Below are 23,827 nucleotides of genomic sequence, written 5' to 3'. Positions count from 1 at the left end.
TCGATGGAGCCACTTACGAATGGTGCTGCGTATCCAACACGTGACCCTCATAGCCTTGGAGCGGGGTAACAGCCTTCTATGCCCGCGACGGCTCGGGGCTGACCACGTCTTGATAGAGCGCCTCGAGCTCATTGGCCGTGGGCACCACTGGGGTCAGCACGGCCTCGCTCAGGCGCCGCTTCGTCTCCAGGAGCTCGTGCAGCCGCAGGTCGAAGCTCCGGTCCCCGAAGCGGGGATGCACGGCGAGGGGGAGGTACACGGAGACAGGCCGCCTCTGCCCGATGCGGTAGACACGGTCGGTGGACTGGTCCTCCACCGCGGGGTTCCACCAGCGCGACAGGTGGATGACATGGTTGGCAGCGGTGAGGGTGAGCCCCACCCCTCCCGCCTTCGGCGAGAGGAGCATCACGTCGAAGCCCTCCGCCTTCTGGAAGCGCCCTACCCGGTTCTGGCGCTCGACGCCCGCGACCTCCCCATTGATGAGCATCGGAGGCGAGGCCATGTCGTAGCGGCGCTGGATCACCTCGGCCAACGTGGCCTGTAGCTCCAGGGAGTCGGTGAAGACGAGCGCCTTCTCCCTTCGCTCATGAACGCGGTCGAGCACCTCCACGCACCTGGTGAGGCGCACGGACCTGCGGATGTAGGCCTCGTCGCCCCCGCTCAGGTCAGAGGGCCGCGGATGCAGCGAAACAGAGCGCAGGCGTTGGATGATGGCCAGGATGGCGTTGCGCCCGCCGCCTCCTCTCCTCGCGCTCGCCACCACCTCCTCATAGGCGACCGCCTGCTCCAGACCCATCGTCCCAGGACAGGGGATGTGCTCCTTCGTCGGCAACCCCTCCAGGTGGTCACGCTTGAGCCGGCGTTTCATCAGGGGTGGCTGCCCCTCTTCGAGCAGCGCCCGCCTGAGTGCCTCGTGACCCGGAAGAGCCTCTGGTGCGGCACTGGCGCCAGGAACATGGCCCGAGTCGAAGCGGGCGCGAAATTCCCGCATCGAGCCGAGAGGCCCCGGCGCCACGGTGTCCACGATGGACCATAGATCGGTGAGGCGGTTCTCGACTGGTGTACCGGTAAGCGCCAGCCCGAAGTCGAAGTCGAGCGCCTTCGCCGCATTGGCCAGACCCGTGGCGGGGTTCTTCACCTTCTGCGCCTCATCGAGCACGACGGCGGCCCACTTCACTCGGGCAAAGCTGTGCTGGTAGTCGCGCACTGCTTCGAATGTAGCGAGCACCCAATCGCTCTCGGCCAGGGCCCGGACATTGAGCACGGGCATACCGCCAGCAAGCTCCCGCGCCGCGGGCCCCCGCAACACGCGTAGCTCGGCAAGACCCTCGCCGTAGGCACAGGTGAGTTGCCCCAAACCAGGAGACGCCAGGTGTTGGTCATGCTCGTTGCGCCAGTTCTGCAACAGGCCCGTGGGGGCAACCACCAGAACCGGTTTGCGCACCGCCGTCCCGCTTTCCATCAACTCGCGCAGCCAGGCGACGAAGGCGAGCGCACTGAGCGTCTTGCCCAGGCCCATATCATCCGCGAGGAGCGCGCCACGGCTACCAGCCTTCCAGTGGGCTTGGAGCCACGCGAGGGCCTCGTTCTGATGCGGCAGCAGCCTCGTGACCAGACACCGCGGCGGGTGCAATTCCGCCTCGGCCTGGGCCCGATTGGGACGCACGAACTCGAGCGTATCGAGGTTGTCCTTGATGGCGACAGCGAGCGGTGGGGCCGTGGCTCCGGCCTCTTCCCCATCCGCAGCGGTGATGCAGGACTCGGGCGGCGCCGAGCAATCTTCCCCCTCCTCCGGAGGGGGAATCCACTGCTGACCGCTCGGAATGATGGGCAGAGGCCTGGGCACCCACTCCGACACCTCCCGCACCCGTTCCCCGTACTCGGCATCCCAGAAGAGCGCCTCCAGCCGCTCCTCCCCCAACTGGGCCTCCAGCTTCTCGCGGAGGAAGACCCGCGGGTTCGCCGAGAATGCCCGTCGCTCCTCGGGAGCACCCACCTGGGCCCGGTGCACCACCTCGAGCGCTTGACGCAGGGGCTCCTCGAGGACGAGGAAGGTGCCGTTGCGCAGGATGAAGCGCGAGGGCACCTGGCTCCGCCGACGGAACTGCTGCTGGAATTCCTGCTGGGCGGTCTCATCCAGAATCGACCGCGTCTCCGTTCCCCCGAGGTCATCTCCAGACGCGCCCTCGACAAGGGGCTGGAGCGCCACCGGGTCGAAGTCCTCCTCCCCGCGGGAATTCTTGAACCGGCGAAGCGCGAGCCCCGTGGCCACCGTCACCCGAAGATTCGTCAGGTAGGCATCAAGGCGCGCGGACGAGGGCACGAGCTGGCGCAGCTCTGCCCAGGCCCGGAAGCGCTCGTCCGGGTCCGAGGGAGGCGCGGCATGGAAGCGGTCGATGCCCTCCAGGAGAGAGAAGAGGGGCTCTCCAAGCGTGTAGCGCTGGCTGGCGGCTGTGAGGAAGACGCCGCTGCGGCTCCACTGCATGAGGGGCCGCCCGTCCGCACGCAGCAAGGCCACCCGGAAGCGGAACTCCGGTGCCTGGAGACTGCCGTGTGACTTGAGCTCCACTGTGTACGGGGGCCTTGCCGGAAGCCCCAAGCCCAGCACCTCCTCATCCACCAGCGAGGCAATGGCCTCATGGGCGATGAGGGCCTCCTGGGCGGTTGGGGAAGCGTCGGCTTCCTGCAAGAGGCGCACGAGAGGGCCCACGTTGGCGGGGTTGCGACCCGTCGTCACCGGGCAGAGCCGGGCCCACTCGCCCCAGGGCTGAAAGCCCTTGCCCGCGAAGCAGGAAAAGCGCACCCCGTCTGACTCAGCCGTCCACTCGAGTACCGGGCTCACACAGCCCCCCTCACCACGCCGTCATGACCGGGGGTGATTCCCATCTTCCAGCGCAGCCAGTCACGGATGTTCCGCTGCCACGTTCCCCTCTCCGACCCGGCGTGGCGCTGTTCGAAGTCCGCGGCGGCGGTGAGCTCCGTGCGCTCGTAACTGCGTCGGTACAGGCGGGGCGCATTGCTGTTGCCTTCCATCCAGATGCGACAGGCGCCATTGTGACTGAACTCGGCCACGGTGACGCTGCCGCGCGGGCCGCGCATCTGCATCAGGAGCACGGATTGCGCGGCCGCATCCTTTCCGCCCGTCCGCGGCAGCACACCAAAGCTGTCGCTACGCGCCGCCGAAGTCTTCACCACAAGCTGCCTCGCATCTGGCCCGAGAACCGCCCATGCCCCCGTCACCCGCTCACTCGTCAGGTACGGCTCCCAGAAAGGTCGTCGGTATGCCCAGTGGGACTCCATGGCCGTCTGCGAGAGGACTTCGAAGAAGACATCGAAGCTCTCCTGGACGAGCCAACGAACGAGCACCTCACGCAGGCGGAGGTCCACGCCCACCCAGCGCCCATCCCCCAGGCGCGGGTCCCCGAGGTGGCGCAGGAGGAAGCCTTGAAGGGAGTCCTTCAGCGCGGGCAGTGCCGGGGGGCGCGACAGGTGTGGCGCGAGCAGCGCGATGGCGAGGTTCGCCCGCAGCTCGTCGAAGCGCAGAGCGCCCTCCCCATCAAGGAAGAACGAGAGGCGCCGCTGCACCTGCTCGGGTCCTCCGCCCCGCTCGAGGAGCTCGCGCACCTCCTCCACCATCTCCCGGGACGCATCGAGCACGAGCCCGGCACGGTCCAGCTCGGCCCCCAGGGCTCGGCTCCCCAGGTAGGAGGTTACCGTCATCGGACTGGCCCTGGAGAAGCCCTCGCGAAGGTTCGTCGGCGCATCCGCGCGAAGGAGCCCCTCCTGCTCGCACCGCTCCACCCATGTGCCAGAGAGACGCAGGGATGAGGATCGCGCCAGCACCTCCAGGCACTCGCGCCAGAGCGAGAATGTCCCCACCTCGGTTGGGTATGCGATGAGGAAGACCCGGACGAGCGCCGCGAGGATGGAGCGTCGCTCCGTTGCCTCCGCCCAGCGCAGATAGGCCGCGGAGAAGCCTCTGTCAGCCCCGAGCCATACTTCTGGGTCACCCTCCGCCGGGTAGAAGAGCACCCAAGGCACCCGCCGAAGGAGACGCAACGGCAGGCCGTCCAGGTTGCCATGGCGCTCCCAATGGCCGCGCACCGCGACCAGGATGTCATCGAGCGGGAGGGTGGCGGGCGGCCGACCCTCCAGCCCCTGCAGTTGGGTCTGCACGGACTGGAGCGCACGCTCCATGTGCTTGGGTACCCACTCTTGAGGGCGGTCCGCCAGCCCCAAGAAGGAGAAGGCTCCCCGGGCGAGCACCTTTCGGAAGGACGTCTCGCTCACGGCTGTGTCTCCAAAGCTTCACGGGTCTTCGCCAACGGTTCGGGTTCCACCTCGGCCACCGGCGGCGGGGACACGATGAAGCGGAGATCGATGCGGCGGTTGCGACGGTACGCCTCATCTGTGTCCCCCTCGTCCACTGGGCGAGTCTCCGCATAGCCCGCCACGCTGAGGAGTTTGCGGCCGCTGCGGTTCACCAGCCTGTCCAGCGGCTCTCGCCGCTCATTGAGGAGCGTGTCGTAGGTCCTGATGGCCCGCAACGCTGACAGGCGCCAGTTGCCCAGGGGCCCCTGGTGGCGACGCCTATCGGTGTGGCCCTCGATGAGGACGGCCTCGAGCAGAACCTCGGAGCGCTGCCCCTCGCAGTAGTCCGCCGCCTCGGTGGGGGGCGCGCTGTAGCAAGGCAGCACCTGGGCGAGCGTCTGGGCGAGAACTCGTACTCGCCGCTCGCTCTCCCCATGTCGGTTGTCGAAGGCATCGCGCCCCTCGATGAACGAGACCGAGCCCTCCGGCAGGCTCAGCACCCCCTGATCCGCGTTGATGTCCACCGTGATGCCGCTCTCGGCGAGGAGGCTCCTGAGGTGCTCGAGAAGAGCCCGCCGCGTTTCCTGGGGCGCGCGTCCGCGCTGGACGAGTTCCGCGCGCTCCTCCCGCGCCCGGGTCTCCTCCTTCGCGGTGCGGTCCCGCTGGCGCTGGAGCTGAAGGACGAAGACCATCAGGGTAGCGATGAAGATGAAGACGAGGCCGGCCATGAGGTCGCTCACCGAGGCAAGGAAGCTCCCTTCTCCTTCTCGGGCCCTTTTCCGGGGGCGGCTCATCGACGCGTCGCCTCCACCGTCCTCTTCAGCGACTCCACGTGCTTGCCCAGCGCGCTCACCTCGTCGGGCAGCTCACTCAGGCCCTCGTGGAGCGAGCCCACCGCCATGGACAAGGAGGCAGTGGCCTTCGACATGTGCCCCTCGAGCTGCCGCACGTAGTCCGCCACCTTGTCCCCATAGCGGGAGAGACCGAGGTCGAGTTCGCGGAAGACATTCCCGAGCGACTGGTCGATGGCTTCGAAGCGCTGCCGGTACTGCTCCCAGGTCTCGGTCGCACGGCGCAGGCTCTCGGTGACATGGGCGCTCGCCCCCTCAAGCCGCTGGCTCGAATCCGCCTGGGTCGAGGCCGCGACCGACAGCCGCTCGCTGGCGTTTCGGATAGAGGCCCCCGCCGTGTTCATCTCGGACGCCATGGAGCGAAAGCTCGAGAACGAGGAGTCGTAAGCCTTCGACGCGGCCCCCACCTGGCCCACCAGCTCACTCGTTCGCTCCAGCAGTTTCTCCCACCCGGCGGTGAGACTCTCCAGCCGGACCAACCCCTGCGCGAGCTGCTGGGTCTGGCTGTTCATCTGCCCCGCCAGCGCTCGGCCTCCGGACTCCAATTGCGAAGAGAGGTTGCTTGCGGACTGGTCGAGCGCCGCCTGGATGGACTGGGTGAGTTGGACGAGATGCTGGCCCTGAAGGGCCATCTGCTCCGCCAGCGCCCGGCCGCCCCCCTCCATCTGGGAGGACAGGTTCTTTGCCGACTGGCCAAGCGCTGTTTCGATGGCGTTGGTAAGCTTGATGAACTGCTGGCCCTGGGCGGCAACCTGCTCTGCCAGCGCCCGGCCACCGAGCTCCAGCTGGCTTGAGAAGCGCGAGGCCGAATCGTTGAGGGAGGCATTGACCGCCTGGGTAAGGTGGGTGAGTTCCTCCTGGACGCCACGGCGCGCTACTCCGAGCGTCTGCTCCAGGCTATCGGCAATCCGCGCGGTGGACGTCTCGAACTGGCGCTGGCCCGCATCCATTGAAGCCGCGGTGCGGTCGAGCACCCGGCGCAGGTCCGACACGGCCTCGGCCATGGCCGTGAACTCCCCACCGGCGGCCTGAGACATCGACTTCTTGAATTCCTCGAGCATCGTCGCGAGGTAGCGCTCCGTAGAGTCACCGCGGTCGGCCCGCAGTTGATGCACCGACTCGACGAGCCGCTCGAGCACCGGGGCAAGCCGGTCACCGACCCGCTCCTCGAGGGCCTGGGCCATGGCGGCCCCCATCCCGGTGTTGAAGAGCTTCAGCTCCATCGTCTGCTTGCGCAGCTCCTCGAGCTGGAGCCCGGCGAGCTTCTCGGGCGTCTCGAGGGTGAGCCGCTCGTCGAGCGCGGCGCAGCAATCCTCGAGGAGCTTATCCGTCGCCCCCATCCACCGCCGCTCGACGCCAGTGAAGAGGAGAGAACAGGCGATGGCAAAGGCCGACTTGGCGAAGGCGAGGAAGGCACCACCGAGCAGGTCGCGCAGCCCCCCCTTCAGTTGCGCGACATCATCGCTCGAGAGACCCGGTACCGCGAGGTGGATGCCGCCAGCGAGCCCGAGAAAGGTCCACAGGATGCCGAAGCCCACGAGGAGGTTGGGAAACGCCTCGTAGAAGCGGGTCGCTACCCGTCCGACGAGCAGCGTCTCCAAGTGGAAGTGCGCCGCCGGCTCCTTCGAATTGAGAACCGTGGTAGCACCCTCGCGCTCTCCGGGAACGACAAGGCTCTCCTCGAACTCCTTCCAGGCGTGCCCCATGATGGGCAACTGCCGCAGGGCATCGGACACCCGGTCGAAATCCATGAAGAATGCGCTCGCGTCGGGCACCGACCCGATGATTTCCCGAGCCCTGCGAAGATCATTCCTCACGGGTCGAAGCTGCCACCAGAAGCGCCCGAGGGTGAACACCGACACCGCGATGATGAACCCGATGAGTGCGTAGGCGAGCCACTCCTGAACGAGAAAATGCGCAATAGCTTCCACGACGGTGATTCCCCTCTCACGAGGACCGGTGCCGCGCAGGGCACCAAGGCCGGAGCGCGGAGTCTAAGCGCAACGCCGCCGCTTTCCGAGGGGACGGACTTCTCGCCGGTTACTGCGCTGCCCCCATGGGCGTGGTGTGGCGGCGAGAACCGGGACCGCCCACTTGCACCCCGGCGACAGTGCGAGACGTAGCGCGGCCATCCGGGGACGCCTGGTTCAAGGCCGCTCCTGCGCCGCTCGCGCGGTAGCCGCTCCCCTCCGGGAGCCCCCATGCACGGCAGACAGGCGGAGCGCCAGTGTGCCTGGCGCCGTGCAGCAGCCGTTCGGAGTGTTAACGCCTCGGAACGGCGCGGTTGCCGAGACAGGGGCCAGGTGGACGCACAGGAATTGTTCGATGATGGTTGCCGAACCGTCACACCCGGCCTATGAGGTTGGCACTGAGTACCGACTCCTCACGTCATTTGTTGACTGTTATGTCCTGACTCTCCGGTTTGAGAGGAAGCTCCTGGTACCATGGATGTCTCCACCGGAGGTCCTCATGACGCCCACTCTGCTGGTGCTGATTCTGCTCTCCCAGGCGGAACGGCCTGATGACCCGCCTGCTGGAGCCATGGGGCCACCGCTCCCGGCGTCCCTGGCGGGAGGATGGCACTACCTCACGCGCGTGGAGGCCTCCGGGCTGGCGCTGTTGCCGAGCGGCGGGGCGGAAGGGCTGGAGAGCTACGCCCAACTGACACCCATGCTGGTGCTGGACGGAGGCGAGGAGCTCGGCATCAACCTGGGCGCTCCGGTACGCCTGCGGGTGGGTGGAGGAGTTCCAGGGGCCCGGTTGGTGCGTCGCGAGGACTGGGACAGCCTCTCGGACTGGGGCCAGTTGGTACAAGCCCTCAAGCTGGGCTCGGACTCTTCCCCGGTGGGGTTGTGGGCTGGCGCTCTTGACAGCTACAGCCTCCTTTCCGGGCACTTGGTGCGGCGGTACTCCAACCGCGCCAATCCGGACTACCACCCGGCTGGAGCCTTTCTCACCGGAGCGATCGGGCCAGTCTACGCGGAGGCGTTTTCCTCGGACGTGCTGGGTGCGCGCCTCATGGGCGCGGAGGTAGCGCTCGACCTGGCACACCTCATGGGCCCACAAGAGCAGCCTGGGCGCTACACACTGGCGCTGTCCGCAGTGCACGACTGGGGGCGGGCCGGAGGCCACTCGCCCCAGGTGACGCTGGCGCACCTGGATGGAACGGCGGTGATGTTGGTGCGCCCAGGCTACGAGCTGCACGTGCTGGCGGGTTGGGGTGGGCGTCCGAGCGTGGGCGGTGCCTGGGGCGCGGTGGCTGGCGTGGGCGCGGATGCGGTGACACCCACGTTGGACGCGCGGCTACGACTGGAGGTGCGAGGGCAGCGCGGAGGCTTCCGCCAGGGCTTCTTCGGCCCGGACTACGAGCTTGCGCGCTTGCGCGCGGCGGGCCCTTCCGGGTTGCCCGTCGTGGAGGCGCCCTTCCCCAATGGCTTCTCGGTGTATGGCGAGGCCGTGGTGGGGTGGGACGCGGTGCGGCTAGGCGGGCTGCGGCAACGCCACCTGCACCTCTCCCTGGGGGCGGAGGCGTTTACCTGGGGGCGCGTGGACGTGGACGGGCGGCTCGCGGTGCAGCTCGCCGAGCGGCGCGTGGAAGTGGCCGTCAACGCTCTGGCCGCCGGAGTGGGCAAGGCGCAGGCGCGCTTCCTGTACTCGGGCGAGGTGCGCTGGCGCTTCGGCGGGTGGCTGTACGCCGTGGGCCAGGGAGGCACGCTGCTGTTTGCGGCGCCGGACGGGACGCTACGTCCGGGCGCCTTCGCTTCCGCTGGCCTGGGGGTGGACCATGCCCGCTAAGACGGCGCGCAACCGGGCCGCTTTGCTGTTTTGCGGCGTCCTGCTGGCCACGGGCTGCGCCACGGTGACGCCTCCAGTGGGACGCGGTGCACACCTGAAGCACCCCCCTCAAGGTGTGCACGACCCCACATTGGCAGGCGAGCTGCGCGGCGACTTCCCAACCGCGTCCACGGGCCAGAGCGAGCCCGCGCGGCTACACCGTCGTCGGGGTGAGCGCGCTCGGAGCACGGAGGTGGCCATGGTGAGCCCGGCTGAGATGGCCGTGCGCGCGGTGGCCAGCGGGGCCAGGCAGGCGGATGCCTTCGAGTACCTGCTGCTGCTCGCGGGCCTGGACAACGTCAGCGACGAGCCCCCGCGAGGGGCGCCCCTCTCGCCCCAGGAGGCAGCCCGAGTGCTGACGGTGCTGATGAAGAAGCCGGTGACGCTGGGCTCCTTTCCGCCGCGCATGGCCGCCTGCCACCTGTTGCGCGAGGTGCTGGAGGGAGGGGAAGTTGTTTCCCGCGAGGAGTTGCTGCGCCGTGTGGAGCGATTCAAGACGGTGGCCGTGCTGCGGCCGGATGGCTACCTCGCGTGGACGCTCAACGGACGTACTCAGCAGAAGGTGGGCTCCGTGGAGTGGAAGGAGGAAGCTTTCCGCGCGGGCCCCTTTGAGTTGGGCCGGTTCTACACCGTCAAGGGGTGGGTCTTCCGGGAGGCGGACGCCCAACTGAGCCCCGTCATGGAAGGACCCGGGCTGGCCGAGGTGTACGACGACGCCGACTACATCGGCCGTTCGCTGGATGGGGCCGAAGAGGCCTTCGTCGAGTTGTACCACGCCATGGGCCAGTTTCTCTCCCACCCGTCGGACAGCATCGCGGCGCTACGGCACCTGCCTGCGGGAGTCGCGGCCCTCATTGCCTCCTCGCCCCAGTACCGCGAGCGCTTCCGGTACATGACGCGCGGCGAGCAGGTGAAGGCCGTCTCCAAGCTGCTGACCAACCTCATCGTCACGTTTGGCACGGCTGGTGGAACGACGGGCGCGCTGACGCGGGCGGTGGGAGGACTGGAGGCCACTGTGCCGGTGCTCTCGCTGTCGGCCGAGGGCTTGCTGGTGATGGAGCGCGTCGTGGTGCCAGTGGGCAAGGCGGCCACAGTGCTGAAAGGCGGGCCGTGGGCGGCCGTCATTATCCAGCAGGCAGGTGGGGCAGATAGTGGGGCCTCAGAATCATCCCAAGGACAGATGCGCCCAGCAGCCGAGGAACTTCTTCAGCAGGCGACTCGACTACCACCCGAGAGACTCAACGGCTTCCGAATCTTTGGGAACAAGGGACTTGTTGGACAAACATTTCAGCGTAATGTTCTTTTGATCGAGGCCGAGACAAAAGGAGCTTCATCCTTGAAAAAACTGATAGAGGCTTTCGAGGCTGAAGCGCGCGCTGCTGGTGCCTCCCGCCTGAGTATTACGGGACATGCTGTGATTAATCAGGGTTTCTTGAACCCCGCGATCGCGCAGCGTTACGGGTTCGCGTTTCGGCGCATCAATAACGATACAATTGAGCTAGTCAAGGAACTGCTACCATGACCGACCTCAGCGCAGAGGCGAGGCGCCAGAGGCTCCTCCGGAAATTCTATCGCTCAGGGCGCGAAGGAACGTGGACGCGCCCCTTCGACGAGTTCCCGGCGGAGGTACGCACGAGTCTGCTCAATGTGGCTGCCGTTCGGGGCGGGGAACTCCCGGTGCTTTCGCACTTTCGAGATCCAGAACATTGGGTGCTACTCACTACTGAGCAGGTCATCACATGGCGACCTGACGGCATCCTCCATCTTCCCTGGAGCGAGATTGAAGGCGCGACGGTAGATGCAGCTCACGTCAACGGAACCCTGGCCTCAAGCCCAAACGGAAAACTGGCCCTCAATCGACTGAAGATTCTGCTCCGAAGAGGAGAGACGGTGGAAGTAGAACTTGAGGCAGGGGCGGCATTCTTCGGTTTTTGGAATGCACTGAAGATGGTTGCCGCCATGAACAATGCATAGAGACGTCGGCCAGCGTCATTCTTGATTGCGTCGGTCGCCGAAGCGAGTCTAAAGGCCGCTCCGGCGGGATTCGAGCCGCACCTGCACCGCACGGATCATCCGGATGCAGAGGATTGCCGCGACGAGGGTGCACACCTACGAGCCGATTTCGATCAGGTACACCCTGATCGCGAGTGACGGGGGTCCTCTTGCCCGCCTGTCTACAGCGTGGACGATGCTAGGAATGATGTGGTTCTGATCCCTACGGAAACGAGACTTCGCCAAGGGTGATGGTGCGCTGGCGAGTCGCGTCCCAGAGGATGAGGGTGTAGGTGCCCCTGGCCTGTTTCTCCGTGGCCAGTACCTCCACCACGACGCGCCCTCGCTTGCCCTCCTCTCCTGGCGCGGCCGGAACGATGGGATCCGGCTGCCAGAGCAGTAGCGGCTTGAGGACCTCGCCCTTGGGCCCGCGGAGTACCGCGCCCGTCGCCGTCCAGGGCGTCGTGCCCGGGTTCGCGAGGTACACCTCTACCGCCACCCGCTCCTTGGAGCGGTAGCTGAAGACGCGATCCTTGATGAGGGTATTTCCCTCCTTCTCGGTGGCATCGTCGGTCAGGTCCTTGCCGTCAACACCCCTTCCAAGATTCACCAGTCCAGACGCAACGGCACCAGTCAATCCATCCGGCACGCCGCGCTCGGAGCGAAGCTGCCGCACCTCCTCACGGCACTGCTGGACCTGAGCCTCAGCCTCCTTGGCGACTTGCTGGAAGTGCGCCACGGGGCGCGACTGCCGCAGCACCTTCACCTCCTGCATTCCGAGCCCGGGATGGACGACGAGCACGAAGGTGGCGCACGCGGGCGCGGCACCGTCCGCGAAGCACACTTCCACTTCGGTCCGCTTCCCGGGGGCCAGGTTCTCTCGAGGAGCCAGCGTGAGCATCTGCTGCCCCAAGGCCCAGTCCTCGAACCATCCCCGCTCTTGAATGTTCAGGGAGTCCTGCCGGAGCAACGAGTCGAAACGGAAGGTGATTGGCAGGCCCGGGCCGATACACACCACTGGCGCCTGTCCCTCGCTGGGCATGGCGGCCAGCTCGATACGGGGGCTTGCCGCCTTGCACTCATCCGCAGAGGGAACTGCGGAATGGGCCGAGGGAATGGAAAGAAGGGCCAGCGCCAAGAGGCCGACAGGGGACGCAAGGAGCACGAGGGGTCAACCTTGATGAAGGCGAGCAAGAGTCTGGAAGACTCCGGCCTCTACCACACCTCCGCGATCCAAGCGCCCGGCCTCCTCCCTGCCGGGCCCATGCACGACTCTACTCGAAGTGATCCACCGCCTTGACGTCTTGGGAGGAGGACACCACGGCAGACTCCGGCCCGCTGTCCTGCTTCATCTCCACGCCAAGCTCCCCGGCCCGGCTCCGCAGCTCAAAGCAGACGGGGTACGTCTTTCCGCGAAACCGAGCCTGCTTGAATCGACCAAAGACCCGGCCCTCCGCGAAGATGAGCCGACCGGAGAGGACGGTGCCCGCCTTTAGCTCCCCTAGGTCGTCCCGTAGTGCGAATGTGGTGAACTGGTTGACGGTGACGGGTTTAGCGCCGCCGACGACGGGGAAGGTGCCGCCGGCTTCGTCGCCAATGCGGATGCGTAACTGCTTCATGGTGGCGACGGCGTTGTCGGGGCATGCCTCGGGCCTGGGGGCGAGGCGCACCGGGGGCGTGCCCGCGCAGCCGCCGAGGACGGCGCAGCAGGCCGCGGTGACGCACTTCACCCCGAAGCGGGCACGCCGAGCCTGGGGCTGGGGCTTCTCGGGGCTATTCACGCTGAAGTCTTCCTTGCGAAGCATGGCGGTGGTGAATTCCAGCGCGGGGGTGGGTGGCAAAAACGGAGCCGCGCTCCGGCCAGCTTGCGGCGAGTCCCGCGAAACCGCCATTTCCCGGGCAAGGTAGGCGTGGAGAGTCTGGTTGCTGCCGGTGGACGTAGCGGGTTCTGGCGCAGCGAGACCCTTCGCCCCTTCTCTCGTGTCCAAGGTTGGCGAGGTGGCAAGTACCGCCCCTGCGCTGGCCCCGGCTGCCACGGCCATCAACACCAGCACCAACGCGGCTCGGCGCAGACAGTCCAAGGCCAAGGCACGGACGGGCAAGCTGCCGACGAAGGTGGGAAAGGCGCTTGAGGCCGCGCGTCTCCAAAACCCGCGTTTGGGCGTTCCCTCGTGCGTACCTGCACCCCGTACCTGTGTGGCGGCCACAGCAGGCCCAGGAGCTGGCGAGGCTCGCCTCGCGGACGAAGCCTCCGGCTGCGGTACTCCTTCCCAGGCATGGCCAGGGAAGACGACGGCCATGCGTGCCGCCAGGGCCTCGGCCACCGGCACCGGGCTTGGGCCCGCCTCGGGTACGGGAGGTGGAGCAACAACGGGCGTGCGGCTCTCGTCCGTCCTCGAGTTCTTGCGCCCGCGCCGTGGCGGAGCGAAGCACCTACGCACCGCGAGCTCGTCCTCGTCCCAGGGCACCTGCGCCGGAATCTCGTCCGTCGTCGTCTCCGCGGGCGCGTCCGGGTCTCCGAGTGGCACGTCCCAGCTCGCGTCCTCCCGTGCGGCGACAAGGGCGGACTCGAGCGCCGAAGCCAGCGCCGGCATGTCCGGGAAGCGCGCGGCGAGGTCCTTCTCCAACATGCGCATGCACACGTCGCTCAGCGCCCTGGGCACCCGAGGGTTGCACTCGTGCGGGGCCCTGGGGGTGTGGCTGAGAATCGCCTTCACCAGGAAGAGGCGCCGCCGCGTGCCAAAGGGGAGCCGGTTGGTGAGGAGCCAGTAGAAGGTGACTCCCAGTGCCCACAGCTCGTCGGACACCTGGGACTTGTAGCTCACCGGCTCGCCCACGTTCTCCCCGAGGAAGCGCCACGCCTCCGGGCTCACGTACTCCTGCGTCCCGGGTGGAAGCACACTGGAGCCAGGCATCTCGGTGATCTCGGCCACGGCGCCAATGCCGAAGTCCACCAGCACGGGCTCGGCATTGCGCGAGCGGATGAGGATGTTGTCGCGCTTCAAGTCCCGGTGAAGGACATTCTTGCGGTGCACCGCCCCGAGAGTGCGGGCCAGCGTCAGCATGAGGCCCGCGCACTGCCGGGCACACGGATTCTCCATGAGGGCGTACTGATCCAGCGTCAGGCCATCCACCCACTCCATGACGATGTAGAAGTAGCCGACGTCCGGGTCGGGCCAGCGGTCATAGCCAAGGACGCGGACGATATTGGGGTGATTGAACTTCTGGAGGATGGACACCTCGGTGAGGCCCCAGGCGTCCAGCTCGCGGGCGCGGAAGAACTTGATGACGAAGAAGCGGCCCACGCGCTCGGCCTTGAAGACGAGTCCCTGTCCACCGTCGCCCAGCTTCGCCGTGAGGCGGTAATCACCAACAATGTCCCCGGACTCGGGCAGCCTGAACGGCGGGAGTTGCATGGATTGAGTGAACCTCCGGGGTTCGGAGGATAGCACGACTCAAACCATGCTCATTACGGGATTGAAGAGAGGCGGGGCACGAGTAGCGCGCGTGCCCGGGGAGGCAGGCGTCGTGCCGCCGCGCGTTGCGATGCAGGGCCCCACTCGCCCCGCGCGGGGACTCGGCGTGGACGTTCGCCCGCGCGGCATGCGGCAGGAGCCAGGGGCAGCGCACGCGCGAGGCCCTCGACAGTTCGGGTGCAGATTGCGCCCCTGGCTCCTGCCTGACCTCGTTGCGCGCTCACTCGTCGTCGGGCGCGTTCTCCAGCACCTTCAGCACGCGAGCTAGCCGCTTCACTTTCGCGGGGCGCCAGCCGCGCAACATGCTCACGAGCTGCACCAACTCCGGCGACAGGTTGCCCTGTGGCGCGGGGGCTTCCACTGAGGCCGCCACGTCCTCGCGGCTCAACGCGAGCAACGCGTCCGCGGAAATGCCCAGCGTGAGGGCGAGCTTCCGCAGTGTGGGCACAGCGGGCATCATGCCGCCGCGCTCAATGCGGCCGTAGACGTTGGGGGCAATGCCCGCTTGGTGCGCTACCTGGGCCTGGGTGAGGCCCAGCCGCTCTCGGGCCGATCGGGCCGTTTCCCCCAAGGACTGCTGAAGCTGCTCGGGCTGTAGCTGTTCGCGTTCCATAGCTCGCCTCTACCAGAGTTTTCCGCACGCCATGCCGCACGCCGGGTGGCTCATCTTCGTCACTGCCCCAGTTCCAGGTCCGCCACGTCCAGCAGCGAGCCCGCGTCCACTGTGCTCATCGCGCGGGCCATGGTTTTCAAAGCGGTGAGCTGCCGTTTCGGCAGCCGGCGCGCGGTGCGAAGAAGCCTCTCCACGGCTGGCCTCGCTTTCGCTGCGGGGGCGGCGAACCACGCGGGCGGAGTCGGAGAGGAGAGGCCCAGCAGGGTGTTGGCGTCCACCCCCAGCACATGGCAGAGCCGCTTCAGCGTGGGGACGCTGGGCAGCATCTGTGCGCGTTCAATGCGCGCGTAGACGGCGGGGGCCAGGCGCGCGGCCTTGGCTACCGCGGCCTGAGTAAGTCCCTTGTGCAGGCGGGCGGCACGAGCGGCCTCGCCGAGGTGTTTTTTCAGCAGCGTTTCCATGTGCACAAGGCCATCACGAGGCGCGGCGTTTGGAGGAGCCCGACGTCTGTGGGCGCGAGGTAGGCAGCAGGGCGCCAGCTACCACATTGAGCGCGCTCAGCTGCCGGGGCTTCAGCTTGCGAGCTGTACGAAACAGGCGCCGCAAGTTGGGCGGCTCGGTTTCGGAAGGAGTCTCCGGAAGAAGCCACGCGGGCGGCTGCGGGGACGAAAAGCCCAGCAGGGGGTTGGCGTCAATCGCCAGCGCCCGACACAGCTTCACTAGCGTGGGGAGGCTTGGGAGCATGTTGCCGCGCTCAAGCCGCCCGTACACCTCCGTAGCAAGGCCCACGCGCTCGGCGGCTTCCTCCTGGGTGAATCCAGCGCGCGTGCGCGCCTCGCGTGCCACCGTTCCAATGTGGAGGGCCAGCTTCGCTTGAGTCTTGTGTACCTGGGGCATGGAGCGTGTCTCAGTGGATGTCGTCGGAGCCCATGTCGGGCGGGAGCGGGAGCACGCCTCTCTCCACGCCAGAGTGGACGGCGAGCTTGTCCAGGTCGGAGGCTTCCTTGAGAAGCTCGGCCAACTCCTCCTCCGCATCCCTCGCTCCGTAGGGCTGGGGCCATCCGCGAAGGTAGGCGCGCAGCTCGTCGCGCAGCTTGTCCGCTGACGGGTAGCGCTCGTCCGGGTTGGGGCGCAGCGCAGTGGAGACAATCCGCCGTAGCGGCGCCGGCACATCCTCGGCCACCCGTTGCACCTCCTCGGGGCCGAAGTGCAGCACTCGGTCGGCGAGCGTCTCCAGCTTGAGGAAGGTGGGTGTCTCGCTGCGCACGTTGGAAGGGAAGCGGCGCTTCACGTTCCGCCACAGGACGTCAGGTGGATCCAGTGGGTAGCTCGCCACCAGCATCTCCAGCAGCACGAGGCCCAGGGAGAAGATGTCCGCCCGTCCATCGAGGTTCCTGGGAGTGAGCACGTCCTTCTGGCCCGGCTGGGGCCGAAGAAAGCCCATGAGGATTTCCGGGGCGATGTAGGCCGGGTCGCCCCGAAGGAGCCCATCCGGTGAGCGGATGCGGCCGAGCAGCTCCGAGTAGGCGGCGCCAAAGTTGGTGAGCTGCACGCGGCCATTTCTCCCGAGGCGTATGCGCATGGGTCCCACGGCGCGGTGCACGAGATGGAGCGGCTTGCGGTCGTCCCCCTTGCAGCGGTGGGCGTAGTCGAGCGCGTCGGCCACCTCGGCGGCGACGTAGGCGGCGAAGGCCGGAGAGAGGCGGCGGCCCACGGCCACGGCGGCATCCATGGCGGTGAGGAGGTAGCAGCCGCGCAGGTGCTCCATGACGATGTGGGGCAGCTCATTCTGCACTGCGTACCCGTACACGGCGGCGATGTTGTGGTGGCGCAGGAAGCGGGCGAGCCGCACCTCCTCGAGGACGCGATCCAGTCCCTCCCGGCCCTCCTCCAGCACCACGGGCTTGAGCTCCACCAGCTTGACGGGGCCTCCCTCGACGTGCTCGCGCGAGGCGAGCAGCAGGGTGTCGTAGTGCGGGTGGGTAACCAGGTGGCGGTGGACACTGTAGCGGTGGCCCCCGGACTCGAAGGTGAGGCGAGAGGTGGGGCCGCGTGAGGCGGGCGGGCGGGACATGGACGAATCCTGGGGACGAAGGGCCGGGAGAGGCCAGGGCGAGGGTTAGTTGAGACTCTCCGGGCCCGTGCCCGGAGCCAGTGGAAGGAGGCCCTGCTTGAAAGCGGCATGGGCGGGGACGCCCTCCAGCTCGGCGGCATGCATGAGGATTTCGGACGCCTCCTCGGCAACCTCCTTTGCCCCGTAGGCCGGCTTGAGTCCGAGGAGGTAGAAGCACAGGTCAGTGTGCATGTCGCTGGCCGAGGAGTAGCGCTCGTCCGGGTTGGCGCGGAGGGCCTTGGAGACAATCCGCTGGAGCGGCTCGGGCACCACGCTGGCCGCGCGCAGAAGCTCCTCGGGGCCGAAGTGGAGCACGCGGTTGGCGAGCACCCCCAACTCCACAAGCGGCGGCGTCCCGGTGCGATTGCTGGCGGGAAAACGCGCATCCACGCCCACCCATAGCCCGTGCGCTGCGTCCAGGGGGTGGCGGGCCAGCAGCATCTCCAGCAGCAGGAGGCCCAGGGAGAAGACGTCCGCTCGCCCGTCGAGCCCTGGAGGCGTGAGCGCATCCCCCTGCCCTGTTTTCCCTTGGAAGAGGCTCCGCACCAACTCGGGAGCGAGGTAGGCCAGGTCTCCGCGCAGCACCGTGGGTGCGGCGTGCAACCACCCAAGCAACTCTGAGTAGAGGACACCCAAATGGGTGAGCTGTACCCGGCCGCCAACCCCCACGCGCACACGCATGGGGCCTACGGCCCGGTGGACGAGGTTGAGGGGCCGCCCCTCTTCGTCCTTGCGGCGGTGCACGTAGTCGAGTCCATCGGCCAACTCGGCAGCGACGTAGGCGGCGAAGGCGGGAGACAGCTTGCGCCCTAGCGACACTGCAACCTCCAACAGAGTGAGGAGGAAGCAGCCGCGGAGGTGCTCCAGGTGGAGGTAGGGTTGTTTGTCCGCGTCGAAGACGGCACCGAACACACTGGCAATGCCGGGGTGCTTCACGCACATGGCGCGCCGCACCTGCTCAATGCACCGCTCCAGCGTGGTAGGCCCGTAATGCGGGAGGAAGGGCTTGAGCTCCACCACCCTCGGCTCGGCCTTCAGCTTGGGGTAGGCAGCGAGGAAGAAAGTTCGCGTGGCGAGGTGCAGCATCTCGTAGTCCGGGTGGACAAGCACGCTGCGCTCGAAGTCATAGCGGTAGTTCTTCCAGTGGAAGCCGAAGCGAGAGGCCAGAGGCCCGGAGTCTGACGGAGAGGACACGGAGTAACTCCTGCGGCGCTGGGAGGAGCGCTAGCGCGAGGCGGCGGGCTGCCCGCCCAAGGAGACGGGCTGCGGCTGGTTGTTCTCGTCGAGCTTGTAGAAGGTGCCCAGCTCATAGATGTCGGAGCGGTAGGTGTTGTCCTTCACCTCCACCGGGCCCACGCACCGCTCGGCCTTGCCTGTGAGCGCCTCGGCGAGGTAGCCGTCAGGGCGGAGCACCAGGAGGGACTTGAACTCCTGGACGCGACGGCCCAGTTCGGCACGGGTAACCGGGCTGCTCTTGAGGGTTACGTCGAGCAGCAGCACGTCCGCTACCGTCCATGGACCGTGCTCGACGGGATTGGGCGGGTAGAGTGGGTAGAGGTGAAGTTGCAAACGGAGCTGCCGAGCCTGCTCCGGGGACAGCTCGCGGCCCGAGGGCAGGAACTCTGGAGGAAGCCCGGCTCGAAGGAGGAGCGCGCCGAACTCGTCCAAGTCCGCGAGCGCCTCCCGGGTGGAGGCATACGCATGGAGCTGGCTGTTACTCGCGCAAGCCAGCGGGCACAGCAGCACGAGCGACAGCAGCATGGGACGTCCCAGCGAGGCGTGGGCATGCGCCGGGGCAAGACGAGTCCCCGTCCGACGCGAAATGGAAACGCTCGGCACGACAGCACCTCCGGTGTGTATGGGTTGCGACTGGTGTGGTGCAGCTACGGGTAACACAGCCAATCGCTAAATGAAAGCCCCGCACTACCGCAGAGGTTCCAATTTCTAGTCAACCTGTCAGAGCGGCACAGCCGTGGTTTCGAGGGAGAAATGGCAGTCGCGGCGTTAGGCGACGCAGGGATTCAGGGCGCCCAGGTGACTCCAGCAGTAGTGTCCCAACCCGAGTCGCATGGTTTGCGTGGCTGGTTGCGAGGGGACCCGAGCCGTCGCCACGTACCAGATAAACGCTGTGACAGCAGAGGACGGCACGGGAAGCACGCTGAAGGCCCCCGATACAGCCACCCAGCCGCCCGTCGGCACAGCGTCCGCTTCGCCCCCGCCACCCGCTCCGAAGCGCTGCCAGACCTTCGAGGGACTCTCCAGAGATCGAGGTGAATGGCCCCAGCCATTCCCCGCGCCAGCGGGGAGGGGCGGCGTCTGCGAGCCGTGCGGGGCTGGCCGGCTCAAGGCTGCCAGAAGGGCACCGCCGCAGGCGGCGCGCAGCGGCCTTGAACCGGACGGTCCCGCATGGCTGCGTTGCGTGGCGGGGGTGCAAGGGGGCTTGTAGCCCCCTGAGCCGCGCGCCGTAGGCCCCCGGGGCCAGTGAACGATTGGGAAGAGGCCACGGTCGCTGGCAAGCCGCTTCTACGGCGGGCCGTGACGCCACGGACAGCCGGTGGGTACTAAAACTCGTACTGTGGCCAGCCGCGCCGGTGCGGAGCGTGGGCACGCCGAACGGACGCATCATGGCACCAGGCACTCCTGCGCTCCGCACACGTGCCGTGCCCGAAAAGCTTCCGGTAAGGACGGCAGTGCGCACAGTGCGGCTGGCCGAGAGTGTCGTGGGCCTGGAGATGGAGAAGGGCCTGCTCAGCCCCGAGACCATCACGTCAGGTAGTCCCCCTCGTGCGGCTTCCGCCGCGCTACCGCAAGCGCGAGGCCGACATCGCCAGAGCCTTCGGGACGATCCCCGTGCACGCTCCAGCCCTGGTGCGAGGCCTTGTTGCCGCGTGGCGCTGGCTGAAGGAGCCGCAGCTCGGCCGTACGCGCCAACGCGGAAACGATGGGCAGCTCTCGCGCGTGCGGCGCCATGAGGCCCACGTGCGCCGGTGTCACGCTGGCCGTTGCGAAGCGGTGACGGGCTACGCTGAACGAGCGGCCACGACACGCCCCTTTCATCCCCCCTAAAACCCGGTGGGCACGGTCTTACGACCGTCCGGCCCAATGGCGGAGCAGTCGCGGAGCCTCGGCTGATCCCATCGCAGAGTGGGGCCAGACTTCTTCTTTACTGCCAGATGGCTCCTCAGGCGGCCAACAGGGGGGACCGAGAGGGGTTTTGCAGCCAACGCAGGAGCCATCTGGCAGAGTTGCGCGGGTAAATTCCCGAGCAACTTCAAGCGGATACCGTCCACAGACGGTTCCGCGGCTTGAGCGCCCTGTGCGGAACCGCTCAAGGGGCCGCACAGGGCGCGAGGGAAAACCACTGTTTTCCCAAACATTCACGCGGGAATTCTCCCATATTCCCGCGCACTTCGGCGCCGTGCAGGGTTCCGAACGGTGGCGCCACACGAAACGGCACGTTTCGGGAGCAGCCACGCGGAAACCACGGGGACGCCGAAAAAAGGGCATGGAGGTGGGTTCGGGTTCGGAAACAATGATTTCCGAAACACGCGTGACGGCATTCCTTCGTAGTTTCGGGCCCTTGCCCATCGAAAGCGGTTCCACACGTCAGCGCTGCGGAAATCGGGCAAGCTTCAGGGTATCTGAGCAAGAGCTAGGTGGCACCGCTGGAAGCGGTGCTTCAGGCTGGCACGGCGGCCGAACCACGACCTCTCGCGCCAGAGGACCGCAGAACGGTTCATCGCGAGTGAGGTGCACCGGCATCCAGAGAGGCACACGCGGCAAGAGGAGCTGAAGGCTCTCCCCCCTCGAACTTCTTCTTCTTGCGAGCAGCCTCGCGTCCGTGCGCCCTCGCTGATGCCCATCAACCCTCTGGTCAAAATCTCCATCAACAAGCATGCGCGGTAACAACCAGTCGCTCCTGGAAGTCATTGGCCGGCACTTTGGGGGCGACCGGGCCATCCCCCGCTCTATACGCCAACGCATTTGGTCCAAATTTGGTCCGACAAGAACCGATTTGGTCCCCTAATCTGTGTTGAGGACGCTCCAGCGCGGATCTGCTGTAGCAATCGCGGCGGCCCTGGCGGCCCTGGAAGGAGGTAACCCGGCGCGGGCCACGACCCGCCTGCGCCTTCTGCTCTCGTAGGCCCCGAACCCCACAAGCAGGCAGGGGCTCCATCTAGGCCCGTGGGAGACTGACGAGACACACTGCTGGCGGAGGCAAGCGAGGTGGGGGGAGGCCTGCCCCGGTATGTGGAGCAGGACTTTACCAAGTACCTGGAGTGCGGGGTGCTGGCGCACGGCTTCGCGCGGGTGCGCTGCGCCACCGGGTGCTACATGCGGAGTGGCGCACCGCCTGGGCGGTCAGCTGGCGGCGACGCGCTGGAACTCCTCCAGGATAGCCGGGAGTTGCGCGTGGTCGCTATAGGGAATGACCCGGACTTTGTACTCACGCTCGTAGCGGTCGCGGTCGTTGTCGCTCGGGTCCTTCAGCAGCGCGTAGTGACGGCGGGTCGCAGACTTGAATGCCTCCGCGTTCCATTTGAGCACGAGGTCGAGATCCAGCGGATCGTTCATCCCGTAACCGATGAACAGGAACGTGTACCCCTGGAGCAGGTGGCTCAGGATTTTCTGGTAGGACACATCGGAGCGAGCTTTGTGGTACTCCAACTCTGTCATGACCACGGTCTCGTGATGCTCCGCCGTTCCGTGAACCTTGAGCAGGACATTGCGCCCAGACTCCAGATCCTTGAGCGCCTTGTCGGAATCCCTCCAGGTATAGACCTGCCTGCGAGGTGTCTCCCCCACCTCCTCAATGAGCGGATCATAGTTGGTGGTCAGGATTGCGCGGACACCGAGCCGGGCCACGGACTGGTGCGCGGAGCCCGGAGCTGCGTCCGAAGGACGGAAGATCGCATCGAGAGCCTTCGGGTAATCGTAACCCAGGACAGCACGCAGGGAGCCAAGCTGCGCGAGCATGAGCTCGAGAGACATGCGCCCCTTGAACAGATTGCGCCAGTCCTGGATGACCTGCGCGTCGAGCGAACCCAGGCGCTCACAAGCATCGAGCAACCGGAGGGGAAGCTGCGACCACGTAGGGAGATTGCCCTTGACGTCACGGCCGAGCGAGAGGCCGGAGCCGATGAACAAGGCAAGCGAGTGGGAGCGGTAGGCCTCGAGAACAGGCTTCGGGAAAGAGACGCTCATGGTGGGTCCGGGCGAAGACGTATTCGTAGCAGCCGGGCTCGTCCTGGGGACTTCCGACTCCATCTCGACAATCCAGACGTTTCCAAGCGCGTCCCCCGCGCAGATGACATGAGGCGTGGACGAAACCGAGAGGAAGGCATCAACGCCGTGGAGCGTATGAAGGCATCGCTCCGTCTTCAACGCCCACACCTTCAGCGTCCTGTCCTGGGACGCTGACACTACGTGCCGTCCGTCCTGAGTCACCACGCAGCCATCCACACTCGCCCCGTGGCCCTCCAGCGTGGCCACCACTCGCCCCGTCTTCCATTCCCATACCTTGAGTGTCCTGTCCTGCGACGCGGACACGAGGTGCCGCCCGTCCGGCGTCACCGCGCATCCATTCACCCAGTCTCCGTGACCCTCCAGCGTGGCCACCACCCGCCCTGTCTCCCATTCCCACACCCTCAGTGTCTTGTCCCAGGAGGCCGACACCACGTGCCGCCCGTCCGGCGTCACCGCGCACCCCGTCACCCAGTCCCTGTGGCCCGCCAGCATGGCCACCACCCGCCCCGGCTCCCATTCCCACACTTTCAACGTGCCATCCCCGGAGGACGACACGACGTGCCGCCCATCCGGCGTCACCGCGCACCCCGTCACACTCCCCTTGTGACCCTTCAGCTCGGCCACCACCCGCCCCGTCTCCCACTCCCACACCTTCAGCATTCCGCCGACAGCCGTCTCCGGCTCGGAGAACGCCGCCACCACGTGCCGCCCATCCGGCGTCACCGCGCAACCATTCACACCCACCCCGTCGCCCTTCAGCGAGGCCACCTCCCGCCCGGTTCCCAACTCCCACACCTTCAGCGTTCCGTCTGAGGACGCCGACACGACGTGCCGCCTGTCCGGCGTCACCGCGCACCCTGTCACCCAGCCCCCATGGCCCTCCAGTTCGGCCGCCTCCTGTCCCGTCTCCCACTCCCACACCTTCAGTGTCCTGTCTCCGGAAGCCGACACGACGCGCTGCCCATCCGGCGTCACTGCGCATCCATTCACCCTTTCCCCGTGGCCCTTCAATTCGGCCACAACCCGCCCTGCCTTCCACTCCCACACCTTCAGGAGCCCGTCCTCGGATGCCAACAGTACATGCCGCCCGTCCGGCGTCGCCGCGCACCCATTCACACTCGTCCCGAGCCACTCCAGCTCGGCCACCTCCCGCCCCGTCTCCCATTCCCACACCTTCGTCTTTTTCCAGGACACTGAGACCACGTGCCGCCCGTCCGGCATCACCGCACAGCCATTCACACTCGCATCGTGCCCCTTCAGCGAGGCCACCTCCCGCCCCGTCTCCAGTTCCCACACCTTCAACGTCCTGTCCCCGGAGGCCGAGACCACGTGCCGCCCGTCCGGCGTCACCGCACACCCCGTCACACTCGCCTTGTGGCCCTTCAGTGTG

General features: G+C 67.0%; 17 protein-coding genes. 3 read left to right on the top strand and 14 right to left on the bottom strand.

Going from position 1 to position 23,827, the window contains the following annotated elements; translation table 11 throughout:
* Nucleotides 1-76 precede the first annotated feature (76 nt).
* From VF794_RS25190 to VF794_RS25175, 4 genes are read right to left on the bottom strand one after another with little or no spacing between them, the layout of a single operon-like run.
* Nucleotides 77-2,842: a DEAD/DEAH box helicase gene (locus VF794_RS25190; protein ID WP_331114646.1), complete on the bottom strand. Its 2,766-nt coding sequence runs from the start codon at nt 2,840-2,842 to the stop codon at nt 77-79.
* A complete protein-coding gene (locus tag VF794_RS25185) occupies nt 2,839-4,290 on the bottom strand; it encodes an EH signature domain-containing protein (RefSeq protein WP_331114644.1) in 1,452 nt (483 codons plus the stop codon). The genes VF794_RS25190 and VF794_RS25185 overlap by 4 nt, the downstream gene beginning before the upstream one ends.
* A complete protein-coding gene (locus tag VF794_RS25180) occupies nt 4,287-5,051 on the bottom strand; it encodes an OmpA/MotB family protein (protein WP_331114642.1) in 765 nt (254 codons plus the stop codon). Before VF794_RS25180 ends, VF794_RS25185 begins: the two co-directional genes overlap by 4 nt.
* Nucleotides 5,052-5,101: 50 nt before the next feature.
* A complete protein-coding gene (locus VF794_RS25175) occupies nt 5,102-7,093 on the bottom strand; it encodes a hypothetical protein (RefSeq protein ID WP_331114640.1) in 1,992 nt (663 codons plus the stop codon).
* A 610-nt stretch (nt 7,094-7,703) separates the two neighbouring features.
* On the opposite strand from VF794_RS25175, the gene VF794_RS25170 reads away from it, so the two are divergent.
* The 3 genes from VF794_RS25170 to VF794_RS25160 all read left to right on the top strand — a co-directional run bounded on the left by VF794_RS25170 (nt 7,704) and on the right by VF794_RS25160 (nt 10,970).
* Nucleotides 7,704-8,957 (top strand): hypothetical protein, encoded by a 1,254-nt coding sequence (locus VF794_RS25170; protein WP_331114654.1) that lies wholly within the window; start codon nt 7,704-7,706, stop codon nt 8,955-8,957.
* 256 nt (nt 8,958-9,213) lie between these two features.
* The gene (locus VF794_RS25165; RefSeq protein WP_331114638.1) at nt 9,214-10,518 is read left to right on the top strand and encodes a hypothetical protein; all 1,305 of its coding nucleotides are present in this window, start codon (nt 9,214-9,216) and stop codon (nt 10,516-10,518) included.
* Complete coding sequence (locus VF794_RS25160) at nt 10,515-10,970, top strand: hypothetical protein (RefSeq protein ID WP_331114636.1); 456 nt, start codon at nt 10,515-10,517, stop codon at nt 10,968-10,970. The genes VF794_RS25165 and VF794_RS25160 overlap by 4 nt, the downstream gene beginning before the upstream one ends.
* Nucleotides 10,971-11,211: 241 nt before the next feature.
* Here VF794_RS25160 and VF794_RS25155 read toward each other — a convergent pair whose 3' ends face one another.
* From VF794_RS25155 to VF794_RS25110, 10 genes are all read right to left on the bottom strand, one after another.
* Nucleotides 11,212-12,153, bottom strand: coding sequence for a DUF2381 family protein (locus VF794_RS25155; protein ID WP_331114634.1), 942 nt, complete (start codon nt 12,151-12,153; stop codon nt 11,212-11,214).
* A gap of 109 nt (nt 12,154-12,262) precedes the next feature.
* On the bottom strand, nt 12,263-14,404 hold the full coding sequence (locus VF794_RS25150; protein WP_331114633.1) for a serine/threonine-protein kinase: 2,142 nt from the start codon (nt 14,402-14,404) through the stop codon (nt 12,263-12,265).
* A gap of 280 nt (nt 14,405-14,684) precedes the next feature.
* Nucleotides 14,685-15,077, bottom strand: a complete 393-nt coding sequence (locus VF794_RS25145; protein WP_331114631.1) for a helix-turn-helix transcriptional regulator — start codon at nt 15,075-15,077, stop codon at nt 14,685-14,687.
* A gap of 59 nt (nt 15,078-15,136) precedes the next feature.
* Nucleotides 15,137-15,538: a helix-turn-helix transcriptional regulator gene (locus VF794_RS25140; protein WP_331114629.1), complete on the bottom strand. Its 402-nt coding sequence runs from the start codon at nt 15,536-15,538 to the stop codon at nt 15,137-15,139.
* 13 nt (nt 15,539-15,551) lie between these two features.
* Nucleotides 15,552-15,974 (bottom strand): helix-turn-helix transcriptional regulator, encoded by a 423-nt coding sequence (locus VF794_RS25135; protein ID WP_331114627.1) that lies wholly within the window; start codon nt 15,972-15,974, stop codon nt 15,552-15,554.
* A gap of 10 nt (nt 15,975-15,984) precedes the next feature.
* Nucleotides 15,985-17,151 (bottom strand): serine/threonine-protein kinase, encoded by a 1,167-nt coding sequence (locus tag VF794_RS25130; RefSeq protein ID WP_331114625.1) that lies wholly within the window; start codon nt 17,149-17,151, stop codon nt 15,985-15,987.
* Nucleotides 17,152-17,196: 45 nt separating this feature from the next.
* Nucleotides 17,197-18,384 (bottom strand): protein kinase domain-containing protein, encoded by a 1,188-nt coding sequence (locus tag VF794_RS25125; RefSeq protein ID WP_331114624.1) that lies wholly within the window; start codon nt 18,382-18,384, stop codon nt 17,197-17,199.
* 30 nt (nt 18,385-18,414) lie between these two features.
* Complete coding sequence (locus VF794_RS25120) at nt 18,415-18,951, bottom strand: hypothetical protein (RefSeq protein WP_331114622.1); 537 nt, start codon at nt 18,949-18,951, stop codon at nt 18,415-18,417.
* A gap of 1,002 nt (nt 18,952-19,953) precedes the next feature.
* Nucleotides 19,954-20,160: a hypothetical protein gene (locus VF794_RS25115; RefSeq protein WP_331114620.1), complete on the bottom strand. Its 207-nt coding sequence runs from the start codon at nt 20,158-20,160 to the stop codon at nt 19,954-19,956.
* Between the two features lie 1,392 nt (nt 20,161-21,552).
* Nucleotides 21,553-23,827, bottom strand: a 2,275-nt coding sequence (locus tag VF794_RS25110; RefSeq protein WP_331114619.1) for an SIR2 family protein, incomplete at its 5' end; no start/stop codon positions are given.

This window comes from Archangium sp., assembly GCF_036389735.1.
Taxonomy (GTDB): Bacteria; Myxococcota; Myxococcia; order Myxococcales; family Myxococcaceae; genus Archangium.
This window is presented reverse-complemented; position numbering and strand designations above follow the sequence as displayed.

Excerpts from the sequence above, each read along its gene's own strand:
- VF794_RS25120 (WP_331114622.1), bottom strand. The coding sequence starts at position 18,951 with ATGCTGCTGTCGCTCGTGCTGCTGTGCCCGCTGGCTTGCGCGAGTAAC.
- VF794_RS25160 (WP_331114636.1), top strand. The coding sequence starts at position 10,515 with ATGACCGACCTCAGCGCAGAGGCGAGGCGCCAGAGGCTCCTCCGGAAA.
- VF794_RS25115 (WP_331114620.1), bottom strand. The coding sequence starts at position 20,160 with ATGGCGCCGCACGCGCGAGAGCTGCCCATCGTTTCCGCGTTGGCGCGT.
- VF794_RS25140 (WP_331114629.1), bottom strand. The coding sequence starts at position 15,538 with ATGGAAACGCTGCTGAAAAAACACCTCGGCGAGGCCGCTCGTGCCGCC.
- VF794_RS25165 (WP_331114638.1), top strand. The coding sequence starts at position 9,214 with ATGGCCGTGCGCGCGGTGGCCAGCGGGGCCAGGCAGGCGGATGCCTTC.
- VF794_RS25150 (WP_331114633.1), bottom strand. The coding sequence starts at position 14,404 with ATGCAACTCCCGCCGTTCAGGCTGCCCGAGTCCGGGGACATTGTTGGT.
- VF794_RS25145 (WP_331114631.1), bottom strand. The coding sequence starts at position 15,077 with ATGGAACGCGAACAGCTACAGCCCGAGCAGCTTCAGCAGTCCTTGGGG.
- VF794_RS25130 (WP_331114625.1), bottom strand. The coding sequence starts at position 17,151 with ATGTCCCGCCCGCCCGCCTCACGCGGCCCCACCTCTCGCCTCACCTTC.
- VF794_RS25135 (WP_331114627.1), bottom strand. The coding sequence starts at position 15,974 with ATGCCCCAGGTACACAAGACTCAAGCGAAGCTGGCCCTCCACATTGGA.
- VF794_RS25170 (WP_331114654.1), top strand. The coding sequence starts at position 7,704 with ATGGGGCCACCGCTCCCGGCGTCCCTGGCGGGAGGATGGCACTACCTC.